A 15902-nucleotide genomic window follows, 5' to 3' on the forward strand; every position below is an offset into this window, starting at 1 on the left:
ACCGCAAGCCATTGGCATGGCTTGGGTTCTGGCGTGCCAGTCGGTCGGGGCGCGTGCCGCGCCTTGCATTTTGATTAATGCAATCAAGGGCATTTTCGGCACCGTGTACGCTTTGGATCGTTGCGAGACCCTGCCGTGAGCGTGGGCGACAGCGATCTACGTATTCGGCCTGGACGCATCCGCACTACCCGCGCGCCGAAGCCGAAGAGCTTCATCAACCAGGTGCTGCGGGCGGCGAAGAAAGCGGGACACACCTCGGGGCACGCTGCGGCTGGCAGGTGTTCGGCGGCCTATGGGCGATCCACGTTTGGCCGCGGGCGCCTCGCCTTTAGCCGCAGCCGGTTGTTTAGCCAGACGCGGCGCGCCGTGGTGAAGGCGCGCGTGGTCCGGCACAAAGGGCGAGCCTTCCGTTCGGCGCCAATGACCGCCCACATCTCATATCTGAAGCGCGACGGCGTGACCCGGACTGGTGAGCGGGCCGAGATGTTCGATGCCGGGAGCGACCACGCCGACAGCGCGGCTTTCGCGGAACGGTGCAAGGACGACCGGCATCATTTCAGGTTCATCGTCTCGCCTGAGGATGCCAGCGACATGACCGATCTCAAGGCCTTCACCCGCGATCTCGCCAGGCAGATGGAGACCGATCTCGGCACGCGGCTCGATTGGGTGGCTGTCGATCATTGGAATACCGACAACCCTCACGTCCATCTTCTCGTTCGGGGAGTAGATGAGGAAGGGGCGGATCTCGTGATCTCCCGCGACTACATCAGCCAGGGCCTGCGCTCACGCGCCGAAGAACTGGTCGCCATTGAACTCGGTCCAAAGCCGGAGCACGAGATCCGCAATTCGCTGGAGAGGGAAGTCACGGCGGAACGATGGACGCGGCTCGATCGGGAAATCCGGCTCGTGGCAGATGAAACTGGCTCGATCGATCTTCGCCCGGAGAATCCCGGCAAGTCCGACCCCGAGATCCGGCGCCTGATGGTCGGTCGCCTTCAACACCTGGAGAAGATGGGCCTTGCCGCATCCGCCGCACCAGGGGAATGGATGGTCGGGCTCGAGGCCGAGCGCAGCTTGCGCGACCTCGGCATGCGCGGCGACATCATCAAGACCATGCACCGCGCCTTTAGCGAGCGTGGGGAAGCGCGCGGCGTTGCTGATTTCGTCATCGAGGGCGGCCAGCCGACATCTCAGCTTGTCGGACGACTGGTCGACCGGGGACTGCATGACGAACTGACCGGCGAGGCCTACGCTCTGATCGACGGAACAGACGGACGGGCGCACCATGTGCGCTTTCGAGGGCTCGAGGCTTTCGAACATGCTCCGCCGGCCGGCGGCATCGTCGAAGTCCGACGCTTCGCTCAAGCCAGCGATCCGCGGCCAACCATGGTGCTGGCGATCCGCTCCGATCTCGATCTTGCCGAGCAAGTCACCGCGAAGGGCGCGACTTGGCTCGATCACAGGCTGGTCGAACGCGACCCCATGCCGCTCGCCATAGGCGGCTTCGGCCGCGAGGCCCGCGACGCCATGGAAGCCCGAACCGAGCATCTGATCCAGGAGGGCCTGGCGCGGCGGCACGGCCAACGCATCATCCTGCAGCGCGATCTCCTGGACACGTTGCGCAGACGTGAACTGGACGAGGTGGCAGCAAAGGTCTCGGCTGACACCGGCCTGCCTCGCGTGAATGCCGTCTCCGGGGAGCACGTGGCCGGCACATATCGCCAGCGGCTGTCGCTGACCTCGGGTCGGTTTGCCGTGATCGACAACGGGCTCGGCTTCCAGCTCGTGCCCTGGTCGCGAGACCTCGAAAAGAGGTTCGGCCAACACGTCACCGGTGTCATGAAGGACGGCGGTGGCATCGAATGGAGTTTTGGTCGGAAGCGCGACCTCGGCCTCTAGTAATCTCGCCAATTCAGTTGCGGAAGGACGCTCGGAATGTCCGGAACCAAGATACTCTGGGGACAGGTGATCGTTGTCGGCCTGATCGTCTTGCTGGCCATCTGGGGAGCAACCGAGTGGACGGCGTGGCGGCTCGCCTATCAACCGGAGCTTGGGCGACCCTGGTTCGAACTGTTGGGCCTCAAGATCTATTATCCGCCGGTCTTCTTCTGGTGGTGGTTCGTCTACGATGCCTATGCGCCTCAGGTCTTTGTCGAGGGCGCCTTCATCGCGGCGTCCGGGACCTTCGTTTCGATCGCGGTGGCAATCGGCATGTCGGTGTGGCGCGCGCGTGAAGCCAAGAATGTCGAGACCTATGGTTCGGCGCGCTGGGCCGATCTTGGGGAGGTGAAGGCCGCCGGGCTTGTTGGTCCCGATGGGGTGGTGCTCGGCAAGCTCGACGGCGACTACCTTCGCCATGATGGACCGGAGCATGTGCTGTGTTTCGCGCCAACCCGGTCGGGCAAGGGTGTTGGGCTCGTTGTGCCCTCGCTGTTGGCTTGGCCAGGTTCAGCCATCGTCCACGACATCAAGGGCGAGAACTGGCAATTGACCGCTGGCTTTCGCTCGCGACATGGCCGGGTGCTGTTGTTCGACCCGACCAATCCGAAGTCTTCGGCCTATAACCCGCTGCTCGAGGTCCGGCGCGGGGAGTGGGAAGTCCGCGACGTCCAGAACGTGGCCGACGTCCTGGTCGATCCCGAAGGCTCGCTCGACAAGCGGAACCATTGGGAGAAGACCAGTCATTCGCTCCTGGTCGGCGCCATCCTCCACGTCCTCTATGCCGAGGCGGACAAGACCTTGGCGGGCGTGGCCGCCTTTCTGTCCGACCCGAAGCGGCCGATCGAGGCGGCGCTGAAGGCGATGATGACCACACCGCATCTCGGTGAACAGGGTGCTCATCCGGTGGTCGCCTCGACCGCGCGCGAACTTCTCAACAAGTCCGAGAATGAACGCTCCGGCGTCCTGTCCACGGCGATGTCGTTCCTCGGGCTCTACCGGGATCCCGTCGTGGCCCAGGTGACCCGACGCTGTGACTGGCGGATCGCCGACTTGATCGCAGATAGCCACCCTACGACGTTGTATCTTGTGGTGCCTCCCTCGGACATTTCACGGACGAAGCCGCTAATTCGTCTCGTGCTGAATCAGATTGGTCGTCGCTTAACCGAGGACCTGCACGCTGGCGACCGCCGGCATCGAGTCCTGATGATGCTTGACGAGTTCCCAGCACTCGGGCGGCTTGATTTCTTCGAGTCCGCGCTCGCCTTCATGGCGGGATACGGCATCAAGAGTTTTCTGATCGCTCAGTCGCTCAATCAGATCGAAAAGGCCTACGGGCCCAACAACGCCATCCTCGACAACTGTCACGTGCGCGTCAGCTTCGCGACCAACGACGAGAGAACGGCCAAGCGGGTGTCGGACGCGCTGGGCACGGCGACGGAAATGCGGGCGATGAAGAACTACGCGGGGCACAGGTTGAACCCCTGGCTAGGTCACCTCATGGTCTCACGCCAGGAGACGGCAAGGCCGCTGCTGACGCCCGGCGAGGTCATGCAGCTTCCACCGATGGACGAGATTGTCATGGTGGCGGGCGCGCCGCCGATCAGAGCCAAGAAAGCTCGCTACTACGAGGATCGGCGATTCACCGAGCGGGTACTGCCGCCGCCCGATCCGGCGAGCGCCGGCCGGTCATCGCGAACGGACGGATGGTCAGCGCTCGGACCGTTGAAGCTGACAGCAGGTCCAACTGACCGAGCCGCGGAGGTCAAGGAAGACACGGCGAACAGCGGGCTCCGTCGTGAGCCCGAGCTCCCCGATCACGTTGCGATCGCCAAGGAAACGACCGAACCAACGCCGGCCGAGGAATTTGCCGCCGTTCTTGACGACGACGAGGACGCGGTCCGCCAGTCCCGGCTCATACGCCAGCAGATGCGCGGTGTCGCCCGTCAGGCTGCCCTGGACCCGAATGACGGTATGGAGCTCTGAGGCGTTATGCGCGACCGGATGAACGTCTATTTTCCGCCAGAGCTGCTGAAACAGATCTCGGAGCTCGCCGATCGCAAGAAGCTTTCCCGGTCTGCGATTGTGGAAGCGGCTGTCGCCTCGTTTCTGTCGCCGGATGGTGCGGACAGGCGGGAGGCAGCGTTCACCCGTCGGCTTGATCGGCTGTCGCGCCAGATGCAGAGGTTGGAGCGCGACGTGGGCTTGACGGCCGAAACCTTGGCTCTCTTCATTCGCTTCTGGCTGACGATTACGCCGCCGCTGCCCAACGATGCGCAGGCGGCCGCGCAGGCAAAGGGCCGAGAGCGGTTTGAAGGATTTGTCGAGGCACTCGGGCGCCGGTTGCAAAAGGGGCAAAGCTTTCTCCGTGAGATCCCGGAAGATATCCGCCGTCAGGAACCGATCGACGAATCCTGACGGAACGTCCTGGATACATATGAGAATTCCTCGGGTCCTCAAACCCGCGGGTGATCATGCTGACTGGTGAGCACTAACTCGCTTTGCGATTGAGTAAGCCTCAGAGACCAGTTCTTTGTCTTTCTTTTTCTACGCTAATCTACGACGACTGAAAGCCATTGTTGCACCAAGTGCGTTGGTGCCTTTCTTAATCATCCCCATCTGAGGGCCCGTCTGTGGACGCTCTCAGTCGGTGGGGGCGGACGGTGGCAATTCATTCCATTCAATCGGAGGCGAGTTCGCGCGGTGCGCGAATGCTGCGTAGCGCGCTCGGCTCTGCGATTGCCGGCTACCTCGAAGACGAAGCGATCATCGAGGTGATGCTCAATCCCGATGGGCGGCTGTGGATCGACCGGTTGTCGAATGGCTTGATCGACACAGGCGAAACTCTGTCGGCCGCGGATGGCGAACGCATTGTTCGCCTGGTTGCGCATCATGTGGGCGCCGAGGTGCACGCCGGCGCACCACGGGTTTCAGCCGAACTGCCCGGGACAGGCGAGCGCTTTGAAGGTCTCTTGCCCCCGGTCGTTGCAGCACCGGCCTTTGCTATCCGCAAGCCCGCCGTGGCCGTGTTTACGCTCGACGACTACGTCGCCAGGCGCATCATGACCTCGGACGAGGCCAAGACCCTGCAGAACGCGGTCGCCGCCCGGAAGAACATCCTTGTCGCTGGCGGGACATCAACGGGCAAGACCACGTTGACGAACGCACTTCTGGCCGAGGTGGCGAAGACCTCCGATCGCGTCGTGCTGATCGAAGATGCGCGCGAGCTTCAGTGCAGGGCGCCCAATCTGGTTGCGCTGCGGACCAAGGATGGTGTGGCGACGCTGTCGGATCTCGTCCGCTCGTCCCTCCGACTGCGTCCTGACCGCATCCCGATCGGCGAGGTCCGAGGTGGCGAAGCACTCGATCTCCTCAAGGCCTGGGGCACCGGTCATCCCGGCGGCATCGGTACCATCCATGCTGGGACTGCGCTCGGCGCGCTGCGGCGGCTCGAGCAACTCATTCAGGAAGCCGTCATCACGGTTCCGCGCGCCCTGATCGCCGAGACCATTGACCTCGTCGCCGTGCTGGTGGGGCGCGGCGCTGACCGCCGCCTCGCTGAGCTCGCCGTCGTTTCAGGGCTGGGTGCCACCGGCGACTACAGCCTTTCAACAGCAGGAGACTGACATGCGTCAGCAATTTCGCTTTCTTCCCGGTACGTCGTTGGCCGTGTTCGCCATGGTTGTTTTGGGAGCGGCGCCGGCATGGGCAGCTGGCTCGAACATGCCGTGGGAGCAGCCGCTCAATCAGATCCTGCAATCGGTTGAAGGACCGGTCGCCAAGATCATCGCCGTTATCATCATCATCGTGACCGGGCTCACGCTCGCATTCGGGGATTCCTCCGGCGGTTTCCGCAGGCTGATCCAGATCGTGTTCGGTCTGTCGATCGCGTTTGCGGCCTCAAGCTTCTTCCTGTCGTTCTTCTCGTTCGGCGGCGGCGTGGTGATTTGATGGATGAACCTGTCACAGGCTTTGTCGTGCCCGTTCATCGCGCGCTCACCGAGCCCATCCTGATGGGTGGTGCGCCACGATCGGTTGCGATCGTCAACGGCACGCTTGCGGCAGCCCTGGGTCTGGGGCTGCGGCTCTGGATCGCGGGTCTGGTCCTCTGGCTGATCGGCCACATGGCCGCCGTCTGGGCCGCCAAGCGCGACCCCGCCTTTGTCGATGTGGTGCGCCGACATCTGCGCATCCCCGGTCATCTCAACAGCTGAGCTCTCGGTCATGATGAACCTTGCCGAATATCGCCATTCCAACGCGCGGCTCGCCGACTTCCTGCCTTGGGCAGCCCTGGTCGACGAGGGAATCATCCTGAACAAGGACGGCTCGTTCCAGCGGACGGCAAAGTTCCGGGGACCCGACCTCGACAGCGCCGTGCCGGCTGAACTCGTCGCCGTCGCCGGCCGCTTGAACAACGCCTTGCGTCGCCTGGGATCAGGCTGGGCCGTATTCGTCGAGGCGCAGCGTCATTTTGCAGGGACCTACCCGCCTAACTCCTTTCCGGATGTCGCGTCTGCGCTGGTTGACGCGGAACGCAGGGCTCAGTTTGAAGAGGCGGGCACCCACTATGAGTCGAGTTATTTCCTGACCTTCCTCTATTTGCCACCGGAGGAGGGGGCTGCCAAGGTAGAACGACTTCTCTATGAGGGCCGGGATCGCACCGTTGAAGCAGACGCACGTGAGGTTCTCCGCGGATTTATCGATCAGACCAACCGGGTGCTTCAACTCGTTGAAGGGTTCATGCCCGAATGCGTCTGGCTCGATGATCAGGACACGCTGACCTACCTGCACTCGACGATCTCGACCAAGCGTCATCGTGTTCGCGTGCCGGAAATTCCGATGTACATCGATGCGCTGTTGGCCGATCAGCCGCTGACCGGCGGGCTGGAGCCGGTGTTGGGCTCAGCCAACTTGAGGGTTCTGACGATCGTCGGCTTTCCGGGAGCGACGACGCCCGGGATTCTGGATGACCTCAATCGCCTGGCGTTTTCGTATCGATGGTCGACCCGTGCCATCATGCTCGACAAGACCGATGCCACCAAGCTGCTCACCAAGATTCGCCGGCAGTGGTTTGCCAAGCGTAAATCCATCGGCGCCATTCTCAAGGAGGTCATGACCAACGAGGCATCGACCCTGCTCGATACCGACGCCCACAACAAGGCGCTCGATGCCGACGCGGCGTTGCAGGAACTGGGGTCCGATCAGATCGGACAAGCCTTTGTCACTGCGACCATCACGGTCTGGGACCTTGATCCCAATGCCGCCGATGAAAAGCTCCGCCTCGTCGAGAAGGTCATTCAAGGCCGCGATTTCACCTGCATGATCGAGACGGTGAATGCCGTCGAAGCCTGGCTCGGTGGTTTGCCGGGCCATGTGTACGCCAATGTGCGGCAGCCACCGGTGTCGACCCTCAACCTCGCCCACATGATTCCGATGTCGGCCGTGTGGGCCGGCGAGGTGAGGGATTTGCACTTCAAGGGTCCGCCGCTCCTGTTTGGGAAGACCGAGGGATCGACCCCATTCCGATTCTCCCTCCACGTCGGCGACGTCGGCCACACGCTCGTGGTAGGGCCGACAGGTGCCGGCAAGTCGGTCCTGCTAGCTCTGATGGCGCTACAGTTCCGTCGTTACCCGAACTCGCAGGTCTTTGCGTTCGATTTCGGTGGTTCGATCCGCGCGGCCGCGCTCGCCATGGGCGGCGACTGGCATGATCTCGGCGGTGCGCTGTCTGACGGGGACGAGAACCCTGTCGCGCTGCAACCTTTGGCTTGGATCGACGATTCCGCCGAGCGCGGATGGGCCACGGAATGGATTGGCGCGATCCTGGCGCGGGAAAAGGTCGAGATCACGCCGGAGGTCAAGGATCATCTGTGGTCGGCGCTCACCTCTCTTGCTTCGGCGCCGAGGGAGGAGCGCACCCTCACGGGCCTCTCGGTCTTGCTGCAATCCAATTCCCTGAAAAGGGCCCTGCAACCCTATTGCCTGGGTGGTCCCTCTGGACGCTTGCTCGATGCAGAGTTCGAGCGCCTCGGCGAGGCGTCGGTCCAGGCATTTGAGACCGAAGGCTTGATCGGAACGAGCGCTGCCCCGGCCGTGCTGGCGTACCTCTTCCATCGTATCGGGGATCGTCTCGATGGTAGACCGACACTCCTCATTGTCGATGAAGGCTGGCTTGCCCTCGACGACGAGGACTTCGCCGGCCAGCTCCGGGAATGGCTGAAGACGCTTCGCAAGAAGAATGCGTCCGTCATATTTGCCACCCAATCGCTTTCGGATATAGACGGGTCCGTGATCGCGCCGGCGATCATCGAAAGCTGCCCAACTCGTCTGTTACTGCCAAACGAGCGGGCGATCGAACCGCAGATCACCGCCATCTACCGCCGGTTCGGACTCAACGATCGCCAAATCGAACTTCTGAGCCGGGCGACGCCAAAGCGCGACTACTACTGCCAGTCGAGCCGGGGCAACCGCATGTTCGAGCTTGGCCTTGGTGAGGTCGCGCTCGCATTCACTGCAGCCTCTTCCAAGATAGACCAGGCTGCCATAGCGCAACTCCTCGCCGAACATGGACCTGACGGCTTCGTGCCGGCCTGGCTACAGCACCGTGGCGTCGCCTGGGCCCTCGACCTGATCCCCAATCTCGTCAATCTGGAGAAATCGCTATGAGGCGTCTTGGCCTATTGGCGGCCGCTGGCGTGGTCGCGCTGACGCTCGACCTCACGGTGCCCGCGCGGGCGCAGTGGATTGTCTTCGATCCCAACAACTACGTCCAGAGCGTCCTGACTGCCGCCCGTGAGCTGCAGCAGATCAACAATCAGATCACGTCGTTGCAGAACGAGGCGCAGATGTTGATCAACCAGGCGAAGAATTTGGCGAGCTTGCCGTATTCATCGCTCCAGCAACTGCAATCGTCGATCCAACGAACACAGCAATTGCTGGCTCAGGCCCAGCGGATCGCCTACGACGTCCAGCAGATCGATCGCGCATTCTCGACCAGCTACGCGCCGGCTACAGGCAGCCAGTCCAACCAGGCGTTGGTCATAAACGCGCAGTCGAGATGGCAGAACTCGGTCGCCGCATTGCAGGACGCACTCCGCGTCCAAGCTGGCGTTGTCGGAAATATCGACACCAACCGCGTCCAGACGTCCGCATTGGTGACATCAAGCCAAGGCGCCAGTGGCGCTCTTCAGGCGACGCAAGCCGGCAACCAGATTCTCGCGCTCCAGGCACAGCAACTCGCCGATCTCACCGCTGCCGTGGCGGCACAGGGCAGGGCGCAGAGCCTTGAAGCGGCGCAGCGCGCCTCCGCCCAGGATCAGGGTCGGGAACAGCTCCGGCGTTTTTTGACGCCCGGACAAGGCTATCAATCCCAAGACGTGCGGATGTTCCATTGATGACCGACCTAAGGGCATTCAAGGCGCTGTCGCTGCTCTCGACTATTGGCGTCTTGGTCGCTACCGCCTGCACAATTCAGCTTCGTGGTGGGAACGACCCCGCGCCACAGAAGGCGGAGCAGACGACGGGCACAACCAGCGCTGAACTCGCGCGCTGCCGCAGCATCACTGCGGATGAAGCGGCAGGTTATCATCATTGCAAGGAGGTTTGGGCCGAAAGCCGGCGCCAGTTCTTTGGCAAGAAAGATGGTGTCACAGCTCCCGGCCACGGTGAATCCACCGCAGGCCTAGCGTCGGTCCCAAAGGATCAGAGCCGGATCCCGCAAGGATATCCAAAACCTGAGGCGAGCAAGCCATGACCGGTACAGGGATCATCGACCAGTTCCTGGAAACGTTCACGCGCTATATCGATAACGGCTTTGGGTTGCTAGGTGGCGATGTCGGCTATCTCGCAACGACCCTTGCAGCGATCGATATCACGCTCGCCGCGTTGTTCTGGATTTGGGGACCGGACGAGGACATCATCGCGCGCCTCGTTAAGAAGACGCTCTTCGTCGGCGTCTTTGCCTATCTGATTAGCAATTGGAATAGCCTTGCTCGGATCGTTTTCGAGAGCTTCGCCGGACTTGGGTTGAAAGCGTCCGGCACTAGCCTCTCCACGGCAGATTTCCTGCGGCCTGGCAGGATCGCTCAAGTCGGACTCGATGCCGGCCGACCGTTGCTTGATTCGATCTCCAACCTGATGGGGTACATCAGTTTCTTCGAGAACTTTGTTCAGATCGTCGTTCTCCTGTTCGCCTGGGTCGTGGTGCTGCTCGCCTTCTTCATCCTGGCGATCCAGCTCTTCGTTACCTTGATCGAATTTAAGCTGACGACGTTGGCCGGCTTCGTCCTCATTCCCTTTGGCTTGTTTGGCAAGACCGCCTTCGCGGCAGAGCGGGTTCTGGGCAATGTCATATCCTCCGGAATCAAGGTCCTGGTTCTGGCCGTGATCGTTGGTATTGGCTCGACCCTGTTCTCGCAGTTCACCTCCGGCTTTGCTGGCGGGCAGCCGACGATCGAAGACGCGATGACGTTGGTGCTTGCGGCGCTCTCTTTGCTGGGCCTCGGCATCTTCGGTCCCGGAATCGCAAACGGCCTGGTGTCCGGCGGACCACAACTCGGCGCTGGGGCGGCTGTCGGTACTGGACTCGCCGCTGGCGGAGTTGTGGCTGCCGGCGCGGGACTTGCCGCAGCTGGTGCTGGTCTCGCCGGCGGTGCCATTGCAGGCGCCGCGCGCGGCGGCGGCGCGGTCTTCAGTGGAGTGTCCGCCGCCTCCCGAACCGGAGGCCTTGCTGGCGTCGCGGAGACCGGGGGCTCGGCCGCCATGAGCCCTTTGCGCCGCGCGGCGGCTGCGCTCGGCAAAGGTGGGCATGCAGGCGAGCAGGCCGCAAGCCCTTCGGCCGAAGGGCAACCCAATTGGGCGCGGCGCATGAAACGTGCCGAGGCCATTCGGCACGGTGCATCGGCGGCCGGCCACGCGGTTCGGTCAGGCGATCACGGTGGCAGCGGTTCTTCCGTCGACTTGTCCGATGGAGAGCGCTGACACGCAGCCGCTTCGCTCTGGCCATTCGCCTCGCGGTAGCGCCTCAGACCCGCACACCGCGTGACTTGAAATCGATCACTGAATCTCAGGGGCAAATATTGATGTTTAAACGACCGTCAGTTCACTACGGACGAATGCCTGAGCCGACCACGCCTTACCAAAAGGCAGCTCAGGTTTGGGATGAACGCATTGGATCGGCGCGCGTGCAAGCGAAGAACTGGCGCCTGATGGCGTTTGGCTGCCTGTTGCTGTCCGCGGGTCTTGCGGGCGGACTTGTTTGGCTATCGAACCAAGGATCAATCACTCCCTGGGTGGTCGAGGTCGATCACCTCGGCCAAGCCCAAAGGGCTGCGCCCGCCAACTTCGACTATCAGCCCACTGATGCGCAGATCGCCTACCATCTGGCTCGGTTTATTGAAGACGTCAGAGGCTTGCCAGCGGACGGGATTGTCCTGCGCCAGAACTGGCTCCGGGCATACGATTTCACGACCGATCGTGGCGCCGCCGCGCTCAACGACTATGCGCGTAACAATGATCCCTTTGCCAAGTTGGGGAAGGCGCAGATTTCCGTCGAGGTCTCGAGCGTCATTCGGGCCTCCTCGGAGAGCTTTCGGGTCGCATGGACCCAGCGCACCTACGACAACGGCTCCTTGAGTTCGACCGAGCGTTGGACCGCAATTCTCACCGTCGTCATCGAGGCGCCGCACGACGCCGAGCGCCTGCGCAAAAATCCCCTTGGCGTCTATGTCCGCGCCATCAACTGGTCGAAGGAGTTGAGTCAGTGACCAAGACGCCGTCCGATGTTCGTTCGAAGGGTCCCATTCTGCACGTCGTGATCAATTCGGCTTTGTCTCACTTCGTGATCGCGAAACGAGCACTTCTGCCCGTTCTTATCTGTTCATCGGCCCTCGGTGGGTGCGCGACCTACATTCCGCCCGAGATCAGCTTCGACGCGGAAGTTCCTCCCTTGCCGTCGTCGCCGGTGCCGCTCGACAACAGATCGCGACCCCTACACGTTCCACCACTCTGGAAGCCGGCTCTCGGCGGCAAGTCGGGAGGAAAAGAAGAGCCTGAACCGGTGAGCCGGGTTGAGACGGCAAACAGCGCTGCCCGAGTCGAACCGCGCAAGCGGGGGTATTTCAACGCGGCGCAAATCTATGCCTACAGCCCAGGCGCGTTGTACCAGGTTTACGCTGCACCCGGACAGATCACGGACATTGCGCTCGAGGAAGGAGAACAGTTGACGGGATCAGGCCCCATCGCGGCCGGCGATACCGTCCGCTGGGTGGTTGGCGATACCGAGAGCGGGAGCGGTGATACCCGACGCGTGCATATCCTGGTCAAGCCGACGCGGGCTTCAATCGAGACGAATCTCGTCGTAAACACCGACCGTCGTACCTACCTGATCGAGCTCCGCTCCCGCGAGCGGCCCTACATGCCATCCGTTGCCTGGTACTATCCCGAAACTGTACGCGAACAATCGCGTTCAGCTGCGCTAAAGCCGGTTCTTCCAGATCCGGCGCAGCGTATCGCGCGCTATTCGATTGAAGGCGACAATCCTCCTTGGCGGCCGCTTGCCGCATATGACGATGGCCGCAAGGTCTATGTCGAATTCCCTAAGGGCATCGTGCAAGGCGAGATGCCTCCGCTCTTCGTCATTGGCCGAGACGGCAAGACCGAACTCGTCAACTATCGCGCTTACGGCAACTTGCTGATCGTCGATCGGCTCTTTGCGGCCGCCGAGCTTCGCCTCGGCGGAGAGCGCCAGCAGAAGGTCAGGATTGTCAGGACCGACGGGAGGTCCTCATCATGAACACCCTGAACGTAAATGATGAAGGGCATGCGGCTCCGGCAACACCCTCGGGCGAGCCAACCGAGCGATTTCGGCTGAGGGCTGAGCCTTCACGTGTGACGCGGCTGTCGCGGAAAGTCTTAGCTGGTGGAACTGCCTTCGCGTTGCTTGTCATCAGCGGAGCCGTGTTGTGGTCACTGCAGAGCGAGCATCCCCGATCACAGGCGGCGGACGAGCTCTATAGCACCGAGCATCACAACGTTGCCGATGGCATCACGACCCTGCCGAAGGACTACACCGGCGCTGCACGGCAATTCGTCCCGCAGCTGGGTCCGCCGCTTCCTGGCGACCTTGGCCGGCCCATCCTTGCAGCTCAAGGCCAGCTGGCACCGAGCGGCTCCGATCCGGACCAACAGCGACGAGACCAGGAAACTGAAGCTGCTCGTGTCAGCCATCTGTTCGCTTCGGCCAAGGGGCAAGATGCGCGCCCCCCTGCCACCACGGCTGTAGGGAGTGACCGCATCATGCCAGCGGGTCCTGGCAACAGCGACGATGGATTCACTCAGAATGGCCAGAACAGGAAGCTTGCCTTTGTGAACGCCTCTGTCGACCGTCGCACGGTCAGCCCTGACCGCATCACCAGGCCGGCTTCACCGTATATCGTGCAGGCTGGGACAGTTATTCCGGGCGCCCTGATCACCGGAATCCGGTCGGACCTGCCAGGCCAGATTACGGCCCAAGTAACCGAAAATGTTTTTGATACGCCGACCGGCCGATTTCTGCTTGTGCCTCAGGGAGCTCGTTTGATCGGCACATACGATAGCCAGGTCACCTTCGGCCAGTCTCGCGTCCTGCTTGTCTGGACCCGCCTCATAATGCCGAATGGCCGTTCTATCGTTCTCGAGCGACAGCCTGGCGCTGATGCTGCCGGGTATGCAGGCCTCGAAGATCAGATTGATAATCACTGGGGTGAGCTGTTCAAAGCTGCGGCACTATCGACGTTTCTGGCTGTCGGGACCGAACTGGGGGCTGGTTCGGACACCAACAGCAACGATAGCGCAATTATCCAAGCATTGCGACACGGGGCCTCGGATTCACTGAACCAGACTGGGCAGCAGGTAGTTCGGCGCAGCCTCAACATCCAGCCCACTCTGACGGTGCGACCCGGCTTCCCAGTCCGCGTTGTCGTCAATCGTGACCTCATACTTGCGCCTTACGGAGGATAAGGGATGCCAAAGCTTAAAATAGGAGCGCTACCTGACGAGAGGCCGGTGAAGGTGACTACAGAGCTTCCAGCATCGGTGCATCGGGATCTCGTCGCCTACGCAGAGGAGATGGCTCGCGAAAGCGGACAGCGGATCGATCCGGCAAAGCTGATCGCGCCCATGCTGGCCCGCTTCATGGCCACGGACCGCGGATTTGCAAAGGCAAGGCGAGCCGGTCATTCCCCGAGAGCCGGCGGGGGTGAGGGATAGCGCTCTGCCAGCAGATCAAGGAAACGCTTCAGAGCCGGATTCTCATTGTCGTCGCGCCAGTGCGCATGGAAGTCGACCCGGCTTGGTCCCGATCCGTCCTGCAACTCCCGATATACGAGGCCAGCGAAGCTTGCACCAATATCCGATTCCATTACGAGACTGAGCCCCATACCCATACTTGTCAGGCTCTTGATGATGCCACGGCTAACATCGTGGCGCTCCACCTTGGGACGGTCGTCGTGGCGTACGAGCTTCGAGATCAGAAGATCCTCGAGCTCTCGTCCTGGGTCATACTCGCTCAGGAGGATCTTCTCGTTACGCAAATCGGTCCAGTAGATGATCTCGCGTGCTGCCAGGCAATGATCCTGGGGCAGGCTAATCAGGACACGCTCACTCCATAGCAGTAGTGACCTGGTGTCCTTTGAAGGCAGACGTCCTGGACTGATGACAACATCGACGGTGCCGTTACGCAGTGCGATCATCAGACGGGAGCGAGAGCGTTCCATCGTTGCCAATTCAAGTTGCGGGAGTAACTTTTTGAGTTCAGCTATCGTAGCTCGCAGATTGCCAGTGGACATGGACGTGTAGAATCCAATGACAAGATGGCCCGTGTCGCCGCGACCACCGGATCTCCCGGTGTCAACGAGTACGTCTACCTGCTCAAGGATCAGCCGAGCAATTCGCAGAACCGCTTGGCCGGCAAGCGTAGGCCTGATTCCACCGCTTGAGCGCTCAAACAGTGAAGCGCCGATCAAATACTCAAGTTGACCAATAGAACGGCTGAGAACGTTGTGCTTGATCGAAAGCGCTTCTGCGGCCCGCCGAAAGCTGCCGCAGTCACAAGCGAAGACAGCGAGGCGAAGCTGCTGCAGGTCAATGGCTCTCGCTGCGCTCAGCCGATCGCTCCTGGTCCCGGTTTCTGTCATCTTCAAAGCTCGATAGCAAACCACAAGACGGGGGAACTCTCCGCTCGAGGCAGAGGGCCTTTATCTCACTCGGCGTGTGGGACTTCCTAGGCGGCGGCAAACATGACCGGCGTCCAGAGAACTGGCGTCGAAAGACCTCCGGCCTTGCGCAGCCCGGTTAGGATCTCGGTCGAGATCGCAAGGTAGCCCGCAACGGCCACGGTATTGCCAATCGTAGCGGGACTACCAATCCGTCGCAACGGCCAGCCGGCCCGCCGAAGGATTCTTTCCATCCGGACATCAGTGACGGTAACAATATCTGTGAGCTGCCGTGAAAGCCCGAACTCGACCATTCCGGCGAACAACTCGTATGCGGCTTGCGTGATGCCGTGATCTCCTTTGGGAGCATCGGCTGCAACATCGATTGCGAATCTGCTGCTTTCCCAGACAAGTGGCGTTGAGGGAGCAGGATGATTTTCAAGAAGGACCGGGAAAGTATCTCGAAGCATGGTCGGCCCGAGAGAGGGCAGGAGACGAACAGAGCCTTGCACGCGGCCGCTCTCGGAAACTTGCGTCAGGTAGAAGGGATGCAGTGCGTCGAAATCATCCATCTCCATATCGCCGCTGGTTTGAACGTCCCACGCCATTCGGAGCTTGAAAACACGATGCCGCAACCGATGCATTTCGACCAGAGTGCCGGAAAACTCCCCATATGCGTGTGGTGCGATCAGTTGAATCATAGTTCCTCCAAAAGTGTTCAGGAGCTCTTTTGAAGCGAAATTCTTGATTCGATTCACTACCTGTAGCTGCAGG

General features: G+C 61.6%; 16 protein-coding genes. 14 read left to right on the forward strand and 2 right to left on the reverse strand.

Annotated elements, in window-relative coordinates; all coding sequences use genetic code 11:
• The first annotated feature begins 135 nt into the window (after positions 1–135).
• From H1B27_RS00005 to H1B27_RS00070, 14 genes are all read left to right on the forward strand, one after another.
• Positions 136–1899, forward strand: a complete 1764-nt coding sequence (locus H1B27_RS00005; RefSeq protein WP_197964493.1) for a relaxase/mobilization nuclease domain-containing protein — start codon at positions 136–138, stop codon at positions 1897–1899.
• Positions 1900–1935: 36 nt separating this feature from the next.
• Positions 1936–3924 (forward strand): conjugal transfer protein TraG, encoded by a 1989-nt coding sequence (locus tag H1B27_RS00010; protein ID WP_197964494.1) that lies wholly within the window; start codon positions 1936–1938, stop codon positions 3922–3924.
• 6 nt (positions 3925–3930) lie between these two features.
• Positions 3931–4356 (forward strand): ribbon-helix-helix domain-containing protein, encoded by a 426-nt coding sequence (locus H1B27_RS00015; protein ID WP_197964495.1) that lies wholly within the window; start codon positions 3931–3933, stop codon positions 4354–4356.
• A gap of 293 nt (positions 4357–4649) precedes the next feature.
• Positions 4650–5564 carry a P-type conjugative transfer ATPase TrbB gene (gene trbB, locus H1B27_RS00020; protein ID WP_197964496.1) on the forward strand — a complete coding sequence of 305 codons (915 nt, stop codon included), beginning with the start codon at positions 4650–4652 and terminating at the stop codon, positions 5562–5564.
• A gap of 52 nt (positions 5565–5616) precedes the next feature.
• Positions 5617–5889 (forward strand): TrbC/VirB2 family type IV secretion system protein, encoded by a 273-nt coding sequence (locus H1B27_RS00025; protein ID WP_246515066.1) that lies wholly within the window; start codon positions 5617–5619, stop codon positions 5887–5889.
• The gene (locus H1B27_RS00030) at positions 5889–6152 is read left to right on the forward strand and encodes a VirB3 family type IV secretion system protein (protein ID WP_197964498.1); all 264 of its coding nucleotides are present in this window, start codon (positions 5889–5891) and stop codon (positions 6150–6152) included. The genes H1B27_RS00025 and H1B27_RS00030 overlap by 1 nt, the downstream gene beginning before the upstream one ends.
• Positions 6153–6162: 10 nt before the next feature.
• Positions 6163–8604: a conjugal transfer protein TrbE gene (gene trbE / locus H1B27_RS00035; RefSeq protein ID WP_197964499.1), complete on the forward strand. Its 2442-nt coding sequence runs from the start codon at positions 6163–6165 to the stop codon at positions 8602–8604.
• A complete protein-coding gene (gene trbJ, locus H1B27_RS00040; protein WP_197964500.1) occupies positions 8601–9332 on the forward strand; it encodes a P-type conjugative transfer protein TrbJ in 732 nt (243 codons plus the stop codon). Before trbE ends, trbJ begins: the two co-directional genes overlap by 4 nt.
• The gene (trbK-alt, locus tag H1B27_RS00045; protein ID WP_197964501.1) at positions 9332–9691 is read left to right on the forward strand and encodes a putative entry exclusion protein TrbK-alt; all 360 of its coding nucleotides are present in this window, start codon (positions 9332–9334) and stop codon (positions 9689–9691) included. The genes trbJ and trbK-alt overlap by 1 nt, the downstream gene beginning before the upstream one ends.
• Positions 9688–10917 carry a P-type conjugative transfer protein TrbL gene (gene trbL, locus H1B27_RS00050; RefSeq protein ID WP_197964502.1) on the forward strand — a complete coding sequence of 410 codons (1230 nt, stop codon included), beginning with the start codon at positions 9688–9690 and terminating at the stop codon, positions 10915–10917. The genes trbK-alt and trbL overlap by 4 nt, the downstream gene beginning before the upstream one ends.
• Positions 10918–11018: 101 nt before the next feature.
• A complete protein-coding gene (gene trbF, locus H1B27_RS00055; protein ID WP_197964694.1) occupies positions 11019–11702 on the forward strand; it encodes a conjugal transfer protein TrbF in 684 nt (227 codons plus the stop codon).
• Complete coding sequence (trbG, locus tag H1B27_RS00060; protein WP_197964503.1) at positions 11699–12730, forward strand: P-type conjugative transfer protein TrbG; 1032 nt, start codon at positions 11699–11701, stop codon at positions 12728–12730. Before trbF ends, trbG begins: the two co-directional genes overlap by 4 nt.
• Positions 12727–13935, forward strand: a complete 1209-nt coding sequence (locus tag H1B27_RS00065; RefSeq protein ID WP_197964504.1) for a TraB/TrbI/VirB10 family type IV secretion system protein — start codon at positions 12727–12729, stop codon at positions 13933–13935. Before trbG ends, H1B27_RS00065 begins: the two co-directional genes overlap by 4 nt.
• Before the next feature lie 3 nt (positions 13936–13938).
• Entirely contained in the window at positions 13939–14184 is a 246-nt protein-coding gene (locus H1B27_RS00070) for a DUF2274 domain-containing protein (RefSeq protein ID WP_197964505.1), read from the forward strand.
• Here the strand turns inward: H1B27_RS00070 and H1B27_RS00075 are convergent.
• Together H1B27_RS00075 and H1B27_RS00080 are read right to left on the reverse strand one after the other, a co-directional pair.
• On the reverse strand, positions 14151–15110 hold the full coding sequence (locus tag H1B27_RS00075) for a LysR family transcriptional regulator (protein ID WP_197964506.1): 960 nt from the start codon (positions 15108–15110) through the stop codon (positions 14151–14153). The two genes, H1B27_RS00070 and H1B27_RS00075, sit on opposite strands and share 34 nt — an antisense overlap.
• Positions 15111–15196: 86 nt before the next feature.
• The gene (locus tag H1B27_RS00080; RefSeq protein WP_197964507.1) at positions 15197–15829 is read right to left on the reverse strand and encodes an acyl-homoserine-lactone synthase; all 633 of its coding nucleotides are present in this window, start codon (positions 15827–15829) and stop codon (positions 15197–15199) included.
• Between the last annotated feature and the right edge of the window lie 73 nt (positions 15830–15902).

This window comes from Bradyrhizobium diversitatis, assembly GCF_016031635.1.
Classification (GTDB): domain Bacteria; phylum Pseudomonadota; class Alphaproteobacteria; order Rhizobiales; family Xanthobacteraceae; genus Bradyrhizobium; species Bradyrhizobium diversitatis.